Source organism: Streptomyces sp. NPDC001380 (assembly GCF_042895785.1).
Taxonomy (GTDB): Bacteria; Actinomycetota; Actinomycetes; order Streptomycetales; family Streptomycetaceae; genus Peterkaempfera.
Window position 1 is genome coordinate 44,801 of the sequence record NZ_JBIAWP010000015.1, and the last position, 16,139, is coordinate 60,939.

At 77.6% G+C, this 16,139-nt stretch carries 11 protein-coding genes and 1 pseudogene; 3 read left to right on the forward strand and 9 right to left on the reverse strand.

The annotated features are described in order from the left end of the window. Positions 1 to 162: 162 nt before the first annotated feature. The 3 genes from ACFY07_RS19200 to ACFY07_RS19210 form a co-directional block, all read right to left on the reverse strand. Positions 163 to 615 (reverse strand): glyoxalase, encoded by a 453-nt coding sequence (locus tag ACFY07_RS19200; RefSeq protein ID WP_390869935.1) that lies wholly within the window; start codon positions 613 to 615, stop codon positions 163 to 165. 139 nt (positions 616 to 754) lie between these two features. Further along, positions 755 to 1,549, reverse strand: coding sequence for an SGNH/GDSL hydrolase family protein (locus ACFY07_RS19205; RefSeq protein WP_390869937.1), 795 nt, complete (start codon positions 1,547 to 1,549; stop codon positions 755 to 757). A 358-nt stretch (positions 1,550 to 1,907) separates the two neighbouring features. After that, on the reverse strand, positions 1,908 to 2,513 hold the full coding sequence (locus ACFY07_RS19210; RefSeq protein ID WP_390869939.1) for an NUDIX domain-containing protein: 606 nt from the start codon (positions 2,511 to 2,513) through the stop codon (positions 1,908 to 1,910). A gap of 409 nt (positions 2,514 to 2,922) precedes the next feature. On the opposite strand from ACFY07_RS19210, the gene ACFY07_RS19215 reads away from it, so the two are divergent. Beyond that, positions 2,923 to 4,092 (forward strand): exonuclease SbcCD subunit D, encoded by a 1,170-nt coding sequence (locus ACFY07_RS19215; protein ID WP_390869941.1) that lies wholly within the window; start codon positions 2,923 to 2,925, stop codon positions 4,090 to 4,092. Continuing rightward, positions 4,089 to 7,115 (forward strand): AAA family ATPase, encoded by a 3,027-nt coding sequence (locus tag ACFY07_RS19220; RefSeq protein ID WP_390869942.1) that lies wholly within the window; start codon positions 4,089 to 4,091, stop codon positions 7,113 to 7,115. Before ACFY07_RS19215 ends, ACFY07_RS19220 begins: the two co-directional genes overlap by 4 nt. Positions 7,116 to 7,323: 208 nt before the next feature. Here ACFY07_RS19220 and ACFY07_RS19225 read toward each other — a convergent pair whose 3' ends face one another. The 5 genes and pseudogenes from ACFY07_RS19225 to ACFY07_RS19245 form a co-directional block, all read right to left on the reverse strand. Further along, positions 7,324 to 7,731 carry a DUF3224 domain-containing protein gene (locus tag ACFY07_RS19225; protein WP_390869944.1) on the reverse strand — a complete coding sequence of 136 codons (408 nt, stop codon included), beginning with the start codon at positions 7,729 to 7,731 and terminating at the stop codon, positions 7,324 to 7,326. A gap of 105 nt (positions 7,732 to 7,836) precedes the next feature. After that, positions 7,837 to 8,670 (reverse strand): class II glutamine amidotransferase, encoded by an 834-nt coding sequence (locus ACFY07_RS19230; protein WP_390869946.1) that lies wholly within the window; start codon positions 8,668 to 8,670, stop codon positions 7,837 to 7,839. Positions 8,671 to 9,109: 439 nt separating this feature from the next. Continuing rightward, positions 9,110 to 9,295, reverse strand: coding sequence for a CsbD family protein (locus ACFY07_RS19235; RefSeq protein WP_390869949.1), 186 nt, complete (start codon positions 9,293 to 9,295; stop codon positions 9,110 to 9,112). A 100-nt stretch (positions 9,296 to 9,395) separates the two neighbouring features. Next, positions 9,396 to 9,770: an amphi-Trp domain-containing protein gene (locus ACFY07_RS19240; protein WP_390870107.1), complete on the reverse strand. Its 375-nt coding sequence runs from the start codon at positions 9,768 to 9,770 to the stop codon at positions 9,396 to 9,398. Positions 9,771 to 10,718: 948 nt separating this feature from the next. Continuing rightward, positions 10,719 to 10,994: pseudogene (locus ACFY07_RS19245) on the reverse strand (DUF4241 domain-containing protein); the annotation flags it as partial. Positions 10,995 to 11,297: 303 nt separating this feature from the next. Between ACFY07_RS19245 and ACFY07_RS19250 the strand changes: the two are divergent. Continuing rightward, the gene (locus ACFY07_RS19250) at positions 11,298 to 11,924 is read left to right on the forward strand and encodes a glyoxalase (protein ID WP_390869951.1); all 627 of its coding nucleotides are present in this window, start codon (positions 11,298 to 11,300) and stop codon (positions 11,922 to 11,924) included. Positions 11,925 to 12,172: 248 nt separating this feature from the next. Here ACFY07_RS19250 and ACFY07_RS19255 read toward each other — a convergent pair whose 3' ends face one another. After that, positions 12,173 to 15,928 carry a S8 family serine peptidase gene (locus ACFY07_RS19255; RefSeq protein ID WP_390869953.1) on the reverse strand — a complete coding sequence of 1,252 codons (3,756 nt, stop codon included), beginning with the start codon at positions 15,926 to 15,928 and terminating at the stop codon, positions 12,173 to 12,175. Positions 15,929 to 16,139 lie beyond the last annotated feature (211 nt).

The following is a 16,139-nucleotide window of genomic DNA, read 5'->3' on the forward strand; positions in this document are numbered from 1 at the left end:
CTCGGGGCCCGTCCACGGGGTCGCCGCCCGGGGCCGGGCGGCCCCGGCGGGGTGCGGTCCATGATTCCGGGGGCGGGGGCGCCGTGTCGACGTGACCTTGCTCGCAGGCGCCCGCGGGGCGGTCCCGCCTGGGCCCGTCAGGACCTCTCGGGGCGGCGGCCCTCAGCCGCCGCCCGCACAGTCCGCGCCGCCCGCACAGTCCGCGCCGCCCGCACCGTCCGCGCCGCCCGTCCCGTCGGCGCCGCCCGTCCCGTCGGCGCCGACGGCGCCGACGACGACCTCCAGCTCGAACCCCTGGGAGTCGAGCAGGTGGACGGCGGTGCCGGTGTCGGTGCGCACCGTCCACCCGGCGCCGAGGGCCGCGGCCACGGCGTCCCGGGAGCCGTGCACGGCCAGGTGGTTGAGGCCCGCCCGCAGGCGGTCGTGGCCGCCGGGCCGCAGGGCGGGCGACTGCTCGACGACCAGGTAGCTGCCGCCGAGGCGCCAGCTGCGCCCGGCCTCCCAGTGCTGGAAGGGCTCGCAGCCGAGCGCCAGCAGGACGGGGCCCCACTGGCGCTCGGCGGCGGCCAGGTCGTCGACCCAGATCTCGACGTGGTGGAAGAGGTCGCGGTGCACGCGGCCTTCCTACCGGGTCCGCCGCGCGCCGGGCAACGGCCCGGGGACGGCGGACGCGGCCGCCCGGGGGTGGCCGGGCGGCCGCGCGGCACCGCGGCACGCGGTGGGCCGGTGGTGGTGCGCCGGGCGGCGGGAGGTGTCAGGCCGCGGAGGAGAAGGACGGGAGGTAGCCGTAGGCCTGGCCGGAGCTGTTGGGGTGGTAGCTCTCGAAGACCGTGAGCTTGGTGCTGTTGAGCCAGGCGGAGCCGGAGCAGATCTCGTGGTTGGTGAAGATCCCGCGGACGTCGACGAAGGTGAAGCCGGCGTCGGCGGCCCGCTTGGCGGTGACCGAGGCCAGGTCGTCGGCGGCCGCGTTGATGGCGCTGCGCTTGGTGTCGCCGATCCCGAAGAGGCAGGAGCCGCCGATCTTGTACATGTGCGGGTACCCGAGGACGACGACGTGGGCGTTGGGCGCCTTGGCGCGGATGTCCGCGTAGACGGTGTCCAGCTTCCCGGGGAGGGTGTTGTTGATGTACGTGCGGGAGGCGGAGACGGCGCTCAGGCAGGCGCTGTCGGAGGAGAGCACACAGGTCGTCATGGTGTCGGCGAAGCCGGCGTCGTTGCCGCCGATGCTGATGCTCACCAGGGTGGTGGCGGAGCTCAGCGAGGAGAGCTGACCGCTGATCACGTCGTCGGTCTTCGCCCCGGAGCAGGCGACGAAGGCGAAGGACGACGGGGCGTGGGCCGCGTTCCAGAGGTAGGGGTAGGACTTGGTGCTGCGGTAGCAGCTGCCGCTCGCGCTGATGTAGCTTCCGGCACCGACCCCGGAGGAGTACGAGTCGCCCAGGGCGACGTACTGGACGCCGGCTGCGCCGGCGGCGGGGGCGGTGAAGAGGGTTGCCAATGACAGGATCAGAGCCGCCAGGACGGCGGACGCGACTCGGTAAGGACGCACGGGGGCCTCCATGGATCCGGATTGGACACCCCGTTGATAGCAGCGCCGCCCGCGGTGAGACAGTGACCATGACAATGGTCATCCTCGAAATCTTCGGAACTTCACCTCTGAGGGGGAAAATGCTCCGCCGAAGGGGCGCAGAGGCCGCCGTTCCTGAACGGAACTGTGTGCCGGGCGCAGGGCGGAGTGCGCGGGCCGCCGTGTACGGGATGCCCCGCGGCGGGGCCCCCGATGCCGGACGCGCGCCGGGCGGCGGGGGCGGACGGCCCGCAGGGCGCGGGCCGGGCGGCGGGGGCGGGCCGGGCGGCGGGGGCGGGGGCGGGCCGGACGCCCCGGGCCGGGCGCGGGGCGCCGCGGGTCAGGCGCAGGGGCGGAAGGCGCAGCCGCCCGCCGGCAGCTCCTCTATCGCCTCGTCGGCCCGCGCGGGCACCCGCAGGTGCGCCACCGCCGTCCGCACCGCCTCCCGGGCCTGCCGCACCCCCGGTTCGCCCCAGCCGAGCAGCTCCACCGCGAGCCCGGGGGCGACCAGCAGCCGCCGGTAGTGGCGCCCGGAGGCCGGGTCGGGCGCGGTGGGGCCCACCGAGCGGAGCGCCGCCGCCATCCGCACCCGGGCGCAGGGGCGGCCGCCGTTGGTGGCGCCGACGCGGTCGTACAGGTAGCCCAGGTAGCGGGGCCCGGCGATCACCGCCTGGGCCTCCTCGGCCGCCTCGCGGGCCAGGGCGGCGGCCGGGTCGCCGCGGTCCTCCGGCTCCAGCGAGCCGCCGGGCAGGCCCACCACGCCGTCGCGGGGGTTGACCAGGGTGAGGACGCGGCCGTCGGGGGCGAAGAGCCAGCCCCAGCACTGCTTGACCGGCAGCCGGCCCGGCACGGGCTCGCCGGGGTGCCACGGCCACTCCGCGGCCGCCCGGCGGCGGACGCGGCCGAGGAGGTCCGCTATCTCGGCGCTGTACCGTATGCCGCCCACGCGTTCCCTCCTGACCTGGCCCTCTCCGCACCTCCGGTGTGGTGATCTTCCCGGATGACCGGGGCGTTGACCAGCCCCGGCGTCCGTTCCGGGGCCACTCGGGGCCCTACACGGGCCCGTAGGGGGCGGCGGTCGGGCCCGGGGGCGGCGGCCGGGTCGGGCGGCCGGGTCCGGCGGTCGGGCGGCCGGGTCCGGCGGTCGGGCGGCCGGGTCCGGCGGTCGGGCGGCCGGGTCCGGCGGTCGGGCGGCCGGGTCCGGCCGGGGTCCTGCCGCGGGAGGTCGGCGCACGGCAGGGGCGGGGGCGCGCCTGCGGGAGGGCGGGGCGCGCCGCAGCGGAGTGCGCCCCGCCGCCCCTGCGGCCGCCGCCCGGGACGCCGCCCGTCGGCGGCCCCCGCTAGGGTCGGTTCCCATGCGCCTGCTGCACACCTCCGACTGGCACCTGGGCCGGTCCTTCCACCGGGAGGGCCTGCTCGACGCCCAACGCGCCTTCCTGGACCACCTGGTGGAGACGGTCCGGACCGAGCGGGTGGACGCCGTGCTGGTCGCCGGCGACGTGTACGACCGGGCGCTGCCCTCGCTGGAGGCGGTGGCGCTCTTCGACGACGTGCTGCACCGGCTGGCCGACCTCGGCGTGCCGGCGGTCTTCATCAGCGGCAACCACGACTCGGCCCGCCGCCTGGGCGTGGCCGCCGGGCTGATACGGCGGGCGGGGATCCACCTGCACACCGACCCGGCGGGCTGCGCGGAGCCGGTGCTGCTGGAGGACGGGCACGGCCCGGTGGCCGTGTACGGGCTGCCCTATCTGGAGCCCGCCCTGGTCCGCGAGGAGCTGGGCGTCGCGCGCGGCGGCCACGCGGCCGTGCTGGGCGCCGCCATGGACCGGGTCCGCGCCGACCTGGCCGCGCGCCCGGCGGGCACCCGCTCGGTGGTGCTGGCGCACGCCTTCGTCACCGGGGGCGAGCCCAGCGACAGCGAGCGGGACATCACGGTCGGCGGGGTGGCGTCCGTGCCCGCCTCCGTCTTCGACGGGGTGGACTACGCGGCCCTGGGCCACCTGCACGGCTGCCAGACGCTCACCGAGCGGCTGCGCTACAGCGGCTCCCCGCTCGCGTACTCCTTCTCCGAGGCCCGGCAGCGCAAGTCGGTGTGGCTGGTCGACCTCGGCGCCGACGGCTCGGTGGACGCCCGGCGGGTCGACTGCCCGGTGCCCCGGCCGCTGGCCTGCCTGCGCGGCCGCCTGGAGGACCTGCTCGCCGACCCGGACCTGACGGAGCACCAGGACTCCTGGGTGCAGGTGACGCTCACCGACCCCGGCCGCCCGGCCGATCCCATGGAGCGGCTGCGGCAGCGCTTCCCGCACACGCTGCAGCTGCTCTTCGAGCCCGACGGGCCCACCGGCGACGGCCTGCCCTCGTACGCCGCCCGGACGCGCGGCCGCAGCGACCTGGAGGTCGTCGAGGGCTTCGTCCGGCACGTGCGCCCCGGCACGGAGGTCGACGCGGCCGAGAGCGGCTGGCTGCGCGAGGCGTTCGAGGCGGTGCGGCAGGACGCCGACCGCAGGGAGGAGGCGGCGCGGTGAGACTGCACAGCCTGACCGTCACCGCCTTCGGCCCGTTCGCGGGCACCGAGCGGGTCGACTTCGACGCGCTGGGCGCCTCCGGCCTCTTCCTGCTGCGCGGCGCGACCGGCGCGGGCAAGACCAGCGTGCTGGACGCGGTCTGCTACGCCCTGTACGGCTCGGTGCCCGGCGCCCGGCAGGACGGGGCGCGCCAGGGCGCCCGCCTGCGCAGCGACCACGCCGACCCGGAGCGGATGACCGAGGTGGTGCTGGAGGTCACCCTCGGCGGCCGCCGGCTGGAGATCACCCGCCGCCCCGAGCAGCCGCGGCCCAAGAAGCGCGGCGGCGGCTTCACCACGGAGAAGGCGCAGACGCTGCTGCGCGAGTGGAGCGCGGGCGGCCCGCCCGGCTGGAGGGCGGCCAGCAGGTCCCACCAGGAGGTCGGCGAGGAGGTCGCCCGGCTGGTCGGCATGAGCCGCGACCAGTTCTGCCAGGTGGTGCTGCTGCCGCAGGGCGACTTCGCGCGCTTCCTGCGGGCCGACGCCGCCCAGCGCGGCGAGCTGCTGGGCCGGCTCTTCGAGACGGGCCGCTTCGGCCGGGTCGAGGAGTGGCTGGCCGAGCGGCGGCGGTCCGGCGAGGAGCGGATGCGCACCGCGCACGACGGCCTGCGGGAGCTGACCGCCCGGCTGGACCAGGCCGCGGGCGAGGGCGCCGAGCCCGCCTCGGGGTGGCTGCCCGAGGAGGGCGGCCCGGCCGCCGTCGCCGACCTCGCCAGCCGGGCGCCCCTCTGGGCCGCTGTGCTGCGCTGCGGCGCGGAGGAGCGGCGGGCGGCGGCCGCGTCGGCGCTGCGGCTCGCCGAGGAGGCCCAGCGGGAGGCCCAGGACGGGGCCGGGCGGGTCCGGCGGCTGGCCGAGCAGCAGCGCGGCCACCGGGAGGCGGAGCGGCGCGCCGCGGAGCTGGAGGCCGAGGCCCCCGCCCGGGAGGCCGACCGGCTGCGGCTGGCCGCCGCCCGCGCCGCCGCCCCCGTGGCGTCGGCCCTGCGCCTGCGCCGGACCGCGGACGACGCCCACCGGCGGGCCGAGCACGACGAGCGGCAGGCCAGGGCCGCCCTCGGCGCCGACGCCGACGCCCCCGCCGAGCGGATGGAGGAGGCCGAGCGGCAGGTGCGGGCCGACCTGGTGCGGCTGGAGGCCGCCCGGGACGACGAGCGACGCCTGGCGGAGGTGGCCGCCGGACTGCGGCGGCTGGAGGCCGAGCAGCGCGCCGTCGACGAGCAGCGGGGCGAGGCCGGGCGGCGGCTGGCCGCGCTGCCCGCCGAGGAGGAGGAGCTGGACCGCCGGCTGGCCGCAGCCCGCGAGGGTGCGGCCCGCGCCGAGCAGGCCGCCGCCCTGCGGGAGGAGGCCGGGCGGCGGCTGGACGCCGCCCGGCGCCGGGACGGCCTGCGGGAGCGGGCCCGGCAGGCCGGGGAGGAGTCGGACCGGCTGCGGGAGGAGGCCGCCGCGGCCCGCACGGCCTGGCTGGACCTGCGCGAGCGGCGCCTCGACGGGATGGCCGCCGAACTCGCCGAGCGGCTCCGCGACGGCGAGCCCTGCGCCGTCTGCGGGTCGCCGGAGCACCCGGCGCCCGCCCGTCCCGCCGGGGGCCGCGTCACCCGGGCCGACGAGCAGGCCGCCGAGGCGGCCTTCCGCCGGGCGGAGGAGGCCGGCCGCGGGGCCGCCGACCGGCTGCGGTCGCTGCGCGAGGAGGCGGCCGCCGCCGCGGCCCTCGCCGGCGAGGACCCGGTGGAGGCGGTCGCCGCCGACCTGGCCGCCCGGGAGGGGGAGCTGGCGGCGGCGCTGCGGTCCGCCGAGGACCTCGCCGCCGCGGGACAGGCCCTGGAGCGCCTGGCCCGGCAGCGCGCCGAGTGCCTGGAGCAGCAGCAGGACGCGGACCGGCGGGAGGCGGCGTGCAGCGCCCGCCAGGACGCCCTGGCCGCCGAGGAGCGGACGCTCGCGGAGCGGCTGGCCGCGGCGCGCGGCGGCGCGCCGTCGGTCGCGGCGCGGGAGGCCGCCCTGGCCGTCCGCGCGGGCCGGCTGGCCGCGGCCGCCGCCGCCGCGCGGCGGACCGCCGACACCGCCGCCCGGCTCAAGGAGGCCGACGCCGCGGTGGCCGAGGCCGCCGTCCGGGCCGGCTTCCCCGACGCGGCGGCCGCCGAGGACGCCCTGCCGTCCCCCGAGCTGCGCGGGGCCGAGGAGCGCCTGGAGCGCTGGGAGGGGGCGCGGGCCGCGGTCCGCGCGCTGCTCGCCGACGGCGCCCTGGCCGCCGCCGCGGCCCTGCCCCCCGCCGACCCCGCCGCCGCGGACGCCGCACTGGAGCGGGCCACGGCACGGCTGCGCGCCGCGGCCGCCGCCGAGGACGCCGCCCGGCGGCGGTGCGCCGAGCTGCGGCGGCTGGGCGGCCTGCTCGCCGAGCGGGCCGCCGCCCTCGGCCCGGCCCTCGCGGAGCAGGCCCGGCTCTCCCGGCTGTCGCAGCTGGTCTCCGGGACGAGCAGCGACAACCGGCTGCGGATGCGGCTGGAGTCGTACGTGCTGGCGGCGCGCCTGGAGCAGGTGGCGGCGGCGGCGAGCAGCCGGCTGGTCCGGATGTCCGGCGGCCGGTACACGCTGGTGCACAGCGACGGGAAGGCGGCGGGCAACCGGCGCTCGGGGCTGTCCCTGCGGGTCGTGGACTCCTGGACCGGCACCGAGCGGGACACCGCGACGCTCTCCGGCGGCGAGAGCTTCATCGCCTCGCTGGCGCTGGCGCTGGGGCTGGCGGACGTGGTGACCGACGAGGCGGGCGGCATGCCGCTGGACACGCTCTTCATCGACGAGGGCTTCGGCACGCTGGACGAGCAGGCGCTGGAGGAGGTCCTCGACGTCCTGGACGGGCTGCGGGAGCGGGACCGCGCGGTGGGCATCGTCAGCCACGTCGCCGACCTGCGGCATCGCGTCCCGGCGCAGCTGCTGGTCCGCAAGGGCCGCCGCGGGTCCACGCTGGAGCTGACCGGGCCGGACGCGCCGTGACCGGGCCGTCCCCGACCCGGGGGGGCACCCCGTGACCGCCGCAGGCCCCTCCGGTCCCGTCGCCGGCCCCGCCGCCGGGTAGGAGGCGGGGGCGGTGCGCCCGGGCTGAGCGGGCCCCGGGGCGGGACGCACCCCCCGGACGGCCGGGACGACGGCGCGTCAGCCCGTCGGTGCGCCCGCCGGAGGAACGGCCGGGCGGTCCGGCGCCTCAGTCCACCGCGTAGTCGAACCAGACGCGGTGGGTGCCGTCGGCGTCGACCGTGATCCCGCCGGTGCCGGAGATCCCGGCCAGCTCCCCGGTGCCGCTCGACGGCACGATGACGAGGAACTCGGCGGTGCGGTCGGCGCCGGTCGTCGTCGCCGAGTGGGCGAAGGCGAAGGCGCCCGCCCTGCCGTTCAGCGCGCCCTCGAAGGACTCCATGGCCACGTAGGTGCCGACCCCGGCCGCCTGGTCGTACGCGGCGGTGAACAGGGTCGCCGAACGCCCGGCGACCCCGCCCTCGAAGTGCTTCTCCATCGTCGCGACCCCCACCGGAACCCCCGTCGGCACCGCCGGGTCCGGCACCAGCTCCGCCGGGGTGAAGGACTTCACGGCGAACGTCCCGTCAGCTCTCATGCGGCCGAGCGTAGCGGCGCGGCACGCCCGCGTCCGCCCGGCGGGCCGCCGGCGCACCCGGGGCGGCATGCGGAGCCGGACCGGCGGCCGGAGCCGCACGTCGTGTCAGGCCGCCGTGGGTGCGAAGGGGCGCATCTCGTCGGCGCCCGGCCGGACGACGGCGTAGGTGCTCTCCGGCACCTCGTTCCACGCGCCGGGCAGGTCGCCGAGGGGCTCGGAGACGATGAGGCGGGTCTCCTCGGAGACGTCCCGCAGGAACGCGACGTCCGGGTGCAGTCTGCGCAGCGCGTCGACGCGGCTGCTGTAGAACAGGGACCGGGACGCGTGCCCGCTGGAGTAGCGGAAGGCCCAGGTGCTCTCGCCGTCGGTGACGGCGAGCGTCATCTGGAGGGGGGACTCCACGCCGTGCTCGCGGCCGACGCGCTCCACGGTCCACGCCATCCGGGCGACGGCGGCGGGCGGGTCCTGTTCGAGGCCGAAGGTGAGGGCCAGGTGGAACATCACCTCGGAGTCCGTCGTCCCCTCGATGTCCGCGTACAGTGCCGGGTCGACGAGCAGGGTGAGGTCGCGGCGCACCAGGTGGAATCCCGCGATGGCGCCGTTGTGCATGAACATCCAGCGGCCGCGCCGGAACGGGTGGCAGTTGGACTGCTGCACCGCCGTCCCGGTCGACGCCCGGATGTGCGCGAAGAACAGCGAGGAGCGGACGTGGTCCGCCATCTCCCGCAGGTTGCGGTTGTTCCAGGCGGGGCCGACGTCCCTGAAGAGCGCCGGGGAGTCGTTGCCCTCCGTGTACCAGCCGACACCGAATCCGTCACCGTTGGTGGTCTCCACGCCGAGCTTCGCGTGCAGGCTCTGGTCGATCAGGGAGTGCGAGGGTTTGTAGAGGATGGTGTCGAGCAGGACGGGGGTGCCCGAGTAGGCGAGCCATCGGCACATACGTCACCACCTGGATGCCTGCCGTGTTGCGGGGGGGACCGGACGGTCCTGCCGGTGACCGCTCCGTCGCCGGGCCGTGGCCGGTCCGCGTGCCCGGCGGGGCCTTCCGAGCTCCCGCGCCGTTCCACGGGTGGCGCGGGGGCGGTCCCGTCCAGGCCTCCCATTGTCGGCCTCCTCGGCAGGGGGCGCCACGCGTACGCCCGGCGGTGCCGGACGGCCGCGGTCGGCGGGCGGTGCCGCCCGGACCGCGCGGGCCGCGCCCGGGTCGCCCGTCCCGGGCGGCCGGGCACCGGGGGCGGTGCCGGTGACGAGGGGCGCGGCGGGCCGTCCGTGGCCCCGGGCCCCGGGCCCCGGGCCCCGGGCCCGTCCGACCCGCTGCAGGAGGGGCCGCGAGATGCCCCGTCTGCCGCGCGCCGTCCGCGGCCACCCGGGACACGGGTCAGAAGCGGCCCCGCCTCAATGAGTCCCTGACGCCCCGGGCGCGCTCACGGGCGTTCATCGCCGCTCTGCGGATCCCGGCCTTCGCCTGATCCGTCCTGCCTTCGGCCTCGAGCCGCTCACTGCCGACGGCCTTTCCGGCGATCTCCTTGATCCTGCCTCTGAACCTGTGCACGGCGAGGCCCATGGCGGCGTCCCTTCCTTCGGATCGGCCCGTCCGGCCCCGATGGGCCGGGGGCAGGGTCTCCTCCGGTGCGGCCGGGCGGGTGCCGGACCGCGGACCGGGATCAGGACGGCTCGGCGGGGCGCTTCGCGGACGTGCTCCCGGGGGTGCCGGGGCCGGCGCGCCCCGACGCGGGATCACGCGGGGAGCCCTTGCGCCGGACCGCCTTCTCCTCCCTCCCTCCGACGGCCTTGCGTGGCGCCGGGCGAGGGTCCGTGGTCGACCACTCCAGTTCGATCTCCAACTCCACCTTGCCCTCCCCCACCTCGATCTCGACCTCGCTCTGCAGTTCGCCCGGGACGCGCAGGGTCAGCCGGCCGTGGCCGGTGTCCCACTCGATCTCCCCGTCGCCCTTCAGGGCGTTCGCGAGCGCCATGAGCCGCTCCGCGGCCTCGAGGCGTGAGACGGGACGCTTCTGCGTGAATTTCAGGTCCTTCATGTTCCTCCTCCGCTTCGGGCCTCGGGGCGGACGGCGGCCGAGCCGGGTCCCGGGCCGGGGTTCCTGACCGGCCGCCGGCGAGGTCCGGCCGCCTGCGCCGGCGGATGGTGTCCGCCGACGGGCCGGGGAAGAGAAGAGGAGGCCCCCACCGGGTTTCGGTCGGCGGGCGTGGGAAGGCGAGGGGACGGCGCGGCCGGGCCCGGTCGGCGCGGACCGGACCGACCGCAGGTCTGCGTCGCACAGGAGGCCAAGGCCGCGGTCCCGGACGACCGCCCGTCCCCGACCGGCGGGCGGCCCGGGGCTCCCGGGGACGTCTCCCGCGGCGCCGGACGGCGACGAGGCCCTGCCCCGGACACGGACCGCAGACCGACGGTCCGGCCGCACCCGGTGTCCCGTCCGTATCCAGAGTGCGCCGGAGTCGTGCCGACCGCACTTCGGGCGTGCTGGGCCGGCCTCCCGGGAGGCCGGCGAGGCCCCGGCTCGACGGCCGGCCGCCGAGGAAAGGGAGGCGGACGGTGCGGCGCTGCCCGGCGCGGTTGGTGTCGACCAGCACGACGGACTGCCAGGCGGCCCTCCACCACGGGCGGTGCGGGGGGACGAGGGCGGGCAGCACGTGCTCGCGCCCGGGTCGGCGACGGCAGGCGGTGGGCCGCGTCCACGGCGGCGACCGCAGTTGCGGGAAGTCGGAGCTCCGGTGGTCCGGGGCGACTTCGCGGGGCCGCCCGGCCCGACCGGGCCTTCGCTGTGGCCGTGACGATCCGGGCACGGACCCGTCGCAGCGCTGCGGCCTGCGAACGTGCATGATTGTCGCGACTTCGGATCGCCCGGACCGCCGGGGCCGGCTCGGGCAGGGACGACGATGCGGTCGGGACGGACGAGGAGGAAGTCCGTGACGAAGCAGGCGACCTCGCCGGCGGCGTCGCGGCCGATCCAGGTCGGGTAGCAGCCGTCGCACCGGTCGGAGGAGAAGACGGCGGCCGTATGGCCGTCCTCGCCCTCGACGACGAAGTCCGCGGGGCCGTTCCCGCCGGCGTCCAGCGCCTCCCACACCGGTCCCGTGCCGTCCTGGGTGCCGGGGAAGGCCTGGTGGGCGGCAGCGTCGAGGAAGCAGCCGACGCCGGCGTCCACGCCGCATCCGTGGAACTCGTCGTCGCTGAGGTCGGCGGCGTCCTGCCCGGCCACCAGGGCGGGCTCCCAGCGGACCACGGGGGCCTCGCGGACCATCAGGCCGGCGGCGATCGATGAGACGGGACCGAGGCCGGCGGCGCGCGGAGCCGGACCGGCGGCCGGAGGCCGAGGGGGGAGGCGGTGTCCCGGTCCGTGGTCACCGGGGAGGCGGTCCCGGGCGGCGCGGCGCCGGGCGGTGCGCGGGGACGGTGAGGACGGCGGGGACGGTGAGGACGGCGGGGACGGCGAGGACGGCGAGGACGTGACTGCGCGGGGCCGGACGGGCGGTGCGGGACGGGCGGCCGGATCGGTCAGGAATCGAGAAGCGCCGGTCACCGGGCCGCACCTAGCGTGAGGGCCATGACCTCCATCGCATCCGTCACCCTCGGCGTGGCCGACCCCGCGGCCGCCGACCGCTTCCACACCGCCGCCTTCGGCCTGGGCACCCGGATAGGCCTGCGGGCCTCGGAGGAGCCCACCACCGGCTTCCGCGGGTTCACGCTGGCGCTCACGGTGTCCCAGCCGTCCACCGTCGACGGCCTCGTCGGCGCCGCCCTCGACGCAGGCGCCACGCTGCTGAAGCCCGCCACGAAGTCGCTCTGGGGCTACGGCGGTGTCGTCCGGGCCCCGGACGGGACGATCTGGAAGGTCGCGACCTCGGCGAAGAAGGACACCGGCCCCGCCACCCGGCGGATCGACGAGGTCGTGCTCCTGCTGGGAGTCGCCGACGTGGCCGCGAGCAGGCGGTTCTACGTCGACCGGGGCCTTGCCGTGGCGAAGAGCTTCGGCCGCGTGTACACCGAGTTCGCCGCCGGGCCGAGCCCCGTCAAGCTGGCGCTGTACAGGCGCCGCGCCCTGGCCAAGGACGTCGGCGTCTCCCCCGACGGCACCGGGTCGCACCGGCTCACGATCGGCGGCGACGCCGGGCCCTTCACCGACCCGGACGGGTTCGCCTGGGAGGCCGCGGCGCCGGCCCCCACGCCCTGACGCGCCGCCGCCGCCCGCCCCGCCCGGTCGCCGGGGCCGTGCCTCCCCCGGCCTCCGGGACAGGGGTGCCCCCCGGTACGTCGGGACGCCACCGGCCCCGTCCGGCACGGCGCACGACGCCGGGGCCGCCCGCAGCCGCGGCATTCCTCCAAGCCCTGGCCCGGCCGCCCGCACGGGCGGACGGCGAGGGGCGGGGTGCCCGGGCACCCCGCCCCGGACGGCCGCCGGACGGCGTGCGGCTCCGGCGGTTACCTCAGGCCGAACGCCCGGACGACCGTCTGGCTCACGGAGTTGCCCGCGGTGTCCCGGGCGGCCGCCCGCAGCGTCGCCCACCGGGCCCCTGCCGGTGCGTCCAGGCGGCCCTTCCAGCCGGGACCGGTGCGGCGCAGCCGGACCGGGTGCCAGGTCCTCCCGTCGTCGTAGGAGGCCTCCAGGGTGACGTCCCCGATCCGGCCCGTGCCGGTGGCGCCCGGCAGGTGCGACGGGGTGACCGTCAGTGCGGTGTGCCGGCGGGCCCGCCCCGACAGGTCGGTCGCCACCGCGTAGTCCAGCTGCACCAGGGAGAGCGGCACCTGTGTGGTGTGGTCGCGGAACACCGAGGTGAACGCCCACTCGGTGTGCGTGCGCGTGGAGTAGGGCCGGTTCGGCAGGTCACGCGTGGCGTCCACCACCATCCGGTACGGCAGCGGGTCCGGTGACACGTCGGCGAAGACGTAGTAGCCGCCCTCGGCGACCAGCCGGTCGCCCTGGTAGAGCGAGGTCTGCTGGGTCGTCCCGCCGTCGAAGACGATGCCGGTGTGGCCGTCCGAGTCGCCCCAGACCGGCATGGCGTAGACCCCGATGATGTCGCCGATCCGCGAGGGCGGGATCGCCATGGCGCTGTCGCTCAGCAGCCGGGGGTGCTGCACGGGGGCGAGCCAGGCCTCCGCGGTGGTGCTGCGGGGCCGGTACGAGAGCGAGCGGCCGGTCTCGGTGAGGTCCGGGACGGCCACCTGGGTGACCCACTCGACGCCGGGAGCGGCGGTGAGCCAGACCGTGTACGCGCCCTGCGCCCGGACCTGGGTGGTCGCGGCGCCCATCGCCCACGAGAGGTCGGTGGACAGGTCGTAGCGGACGTCCACGGCCTCTCCCGGGCCGGTGTCGCGCACCGACTCGTCGATCCGGGCCAGCTCGCCCGGGCCGGGGCGGTAGCCCGGGTCGGCGGGGATCGCGCCGTCGTGGTGCCGCACCAGGTCGTAGAGGTAGTGCGGATAGGGGTGGGCGGACAGCTCGAGCCCCGTCAGGCCGTGGCGGATCCGGCGGAGCAGCCGTGCGCCGTCGTCGGTGTCCAGCGAGGCCACCGGCAGCGACGGGGCCTGCTCCATGGGGAGGTCGGCCCAGGCGTCCAGCGGGCCGTAGCCGTCGTTCAGGATCAGCAGCAGCCGTGCGCCCGCCCTGGCGGCCGCGGCGGCCTGCTCGGTCGCGGCCACCGTGCCACTGCGGCGGACGACCGCGATCCCGCCCCGGACCCGGATCCCGGCGAACTCGGCCGCCGAGCCGTCCCCGGCCCAGGCCAGCGGGTACCTGCCGGTGCCCTCGGCGGGCTTGGGGGAGAGGCTCTGCAGGTGCACGCTGCCGTAGCCCTCCCCGCCGGCCGAGACGGTGAGCGGGGGCTGCACCAGGCGCCAGCGGGTGGCGAAGGTGTACGAGCCCTGGGTCACCCTGCGCGTCGGGGTGGCCCAGAGGCTGTCGAACAGCCAGGGTTCCAGCTGGTAGCTGTCGACGAAGCGGTGCAGCGTGCCGTAGGAGCGGTACTGGTCGACCCGGAGGAAGCTCTGGGTGCCGGCCCGCGGGGTGACGGCGCGGACCCTGCGCAGCGCGGAGGCGTCGAGGACCAGCGTCCGGTCCTGGTCGGCGACCACCTCGGGGGCGCTGAGCACCGCGCGGCTGAGCGAGTGCGGGCTGTCGAGGCCCCGGACGTCGGCGTACATCCAGGCCGCGTAGGTGCTCGGACGCAGGGTCAGGTCCACCGTGCCGGACGCGTCGATCTGGACGACCCTCGGCAGCGTGTCCCGGGCGACGTCCTTCAGCACCAGGAGGCCGGGCAGGGCGGAGCCGTCGCGGTCCTCGGCCCGGACGGAGAGGGTGATGCGCCGGCTCTGCCTGTTGACCCCCACCAGCGTCCGGGCGCGCACCGCGCCGTCCGGGCCGGAGGCGGTGAGCGCGGCGCTGTAGCCGGTGTCGTCGTCCGCCGCGTCGAGGTGGCTCATCACGCCCACCGTGGCGGTGCCGTGGGCGGGCACGGTCACCCGGGGGGAGGTCAGCGTGAGGAGCCCGGTGGGCACGCCCGGGGCGTGCAGCGCCAGGTCCAGGGTGACCGCACCGGAGCCGGTGTTGGTGTACGTGACGTCCTTGCGGACGGTCTGCCCCGCGGAGTACGGCCAGTGCGCCGAGGCGAACGCCGTCGCGGTGGCGAACACGTCGGCCTGCACGGCCGACGCGACGTCCAGCCGGCCGCTCCCGCCGGCGTACGGGCTGTACTGCGGGGTGGCCCTGGCGGTGCTGACCAGGGCGTCCTTCAGCTGCGGGCCCGTCCAGTCCGGGTGCTCGGCGGCCAGCAGGGCGGCGGCGCCGGCGACATGGGGCGTCGCCATCGAGGTGCCGCTCAGGGTGAGGTAGGAGCCCTCGCCCATCGGGGCGTACTGCGACCGGGCCGCGGTCACGGCGACACCGGGGGCGGTGATCTCAGGCTTGAGGCCGTTGTCGCCCAGGCGCGGGCCGCGGCTGGAGAAGCCCGCCAGCCGGTCGGAGGTGTCCACCGCACCGACCGTGAGCGCGGCGTCCGCGGTCCCGGGCGAGCCCACGCTGAACGGGGCCGGGCCCGCGTTGCCGGCGGCGATGACGAAGAGCGCCCCGGTCTCCGCGCTGAGCCGGTCGACCGCCTGGACCAGCGGGTCGGCGCCCTCACCGGGATCGCCGCCCAGGCTCATGCTGATGACCCTGGCGTGCTGCTCCCGGGCGGCCCACTCCATGCCGGCCACGATCCACGAGTCCTGGCCGGTGCCGTTGTCGTCGAGCACCTTGCCGATGTGCAGCCGGGCACCGGGGGCGACGCCCCGCTCCCTGCCGGCCGAGGCGGCGCCGGTGCCGGCGACGGTCGAGGCGACGTGGGTGCCGTGGCCCACCCGGTCGGTGGTGTCCTCACCGGGGACGAAGCTGGCCTCGGCGGCGATCCGCCCCGAGAAGTCCGGGTGGGCGTCGTCGATGCCGGTGTCGAGGACCGCGACGTCCACGTTCTGGCCGGTGTTCCCGGACGTCCAGACCGCGGGGGCGCCGATCTGCGCGGTGGTGTCGGACAGCAGCGCCCTGGCCTTGCCGTCCAGCCAGACCTTGGCGATGCCGGAGGACAGGACGGGGGCGGCGGTGCGGCGGCCCGCCGCGGCGGCGTTCCGGCCGCCGGTCAGGGCGCCCCAGAAGTCCGCCGCCCGGGAGCGGCTCTCGGCCAGGGCCGCGCCCTGGATGCTGCTCAGCGTCCGGGTCCGGCGCGCCCCCTGCGGCACCGCCTGGCTGCGCGACCGGGCCGCAGCGTCGGTGTAGGTGACGATCAGCGGAAGCTGGTCGGTGTGCGCGTCGTCGTAGCCGGACTCGATGAGGCCGGTGACGTCGAAGAGGCGCTCGTCGAGCGCTCCGGAGGCGAGGTAGGGCAGCGCCGAGTCCGGATAGACATAGGTGCTCCGGCCCACCGTCATCACGTGGGCGCCCGCCGGGCCGCCGCCGGGGGCGTCCACCGTCGTGGTGGCGTGCCCGTCCGGGGTCCTGGTCACGGTGACCCGGTCGCCCGTGATCAGGGTGACCGTGTGCGGGGCCGCGTCGCGCCGTGCGGTCGCCGCGGCGGAGGGCGGAGGGGACGAGCCGGGGGGCGGCGGCTGTGCCGCGCCGGCGGTGGCCGGCGTGATCGCGGCCAGGACCGCGAGGGCGGCACCGACGGCTGTCAGCGCCGGCCTGGAGGGGCGGGGAAGTGGCAAGGGGGGCCCTTCGTCGGCGGTGCCGGCGGGGAGGGCCGTTCCTCCGGGAGCGCCGGCACATGATCGCGCGTCAGTCTGTGCCGGGCCCCGCTGGTGCGGGAAGGGACGGTGAGGAGCGGACGGAAAGTGTGCCCGAAAGCCCCTCGCCGGTGCGGCGTTCCGGCCCGAGGGGCGCCGTGCACCCGCGCTCCGGGACCGCCGGCGGCGCGCC

What these genes read in the sequence shown, in the direction of transcription:
- ACFY07_RS19230 (WP_390869946.1), bottom strand. Translation starts at nt 8,670, where the DNA reads ATGTGCCGATGGCTCGCCTACTCGGGCACCCCCGTCCTGCTCGACACC.
- ACFY07_RS19225 (WP_390869944.1), bottom strand. Translation starts at nt 7,731, where the DNA reads ATGAGAGCTGACGGGACGTTCGCCGTGAAGTCCTTCACCCCGGCGGAG.
- ACFY07_RS19235 (WP_390869949.1), bottom strand. Translation starts at nt 9,295, where the DNA reads ATGGGCCTCGCCGTGCACAGGTTCAGAGGCAGGATCAAGGAGATCGCC.
- ACFY07_RS19250 (WP_390869951.1), top strand. Translation starts at nt 11,298, where the DNA reads ATGACCTCCATCGCATCCGTCACCCTCGGCGTGGCCGACCCCGCGGCC.
- ACFY07_RS19240 (WP_390870107.1), bottom strand. Translation starts at nt 9,770, where the DNA reads ATGAAGGACCTGAAATTCACGCAGAAGCGTCCCGTCTCACGCCTCGAG.
- ACFY07_RS19215 (WP_390869941.1), top strand. Translation starts at nt 2,923, where the DNA reads ATGCGCCTGCTGCACACCTCCGACTGGCACCTGGGCCGGTCCTTCCAC.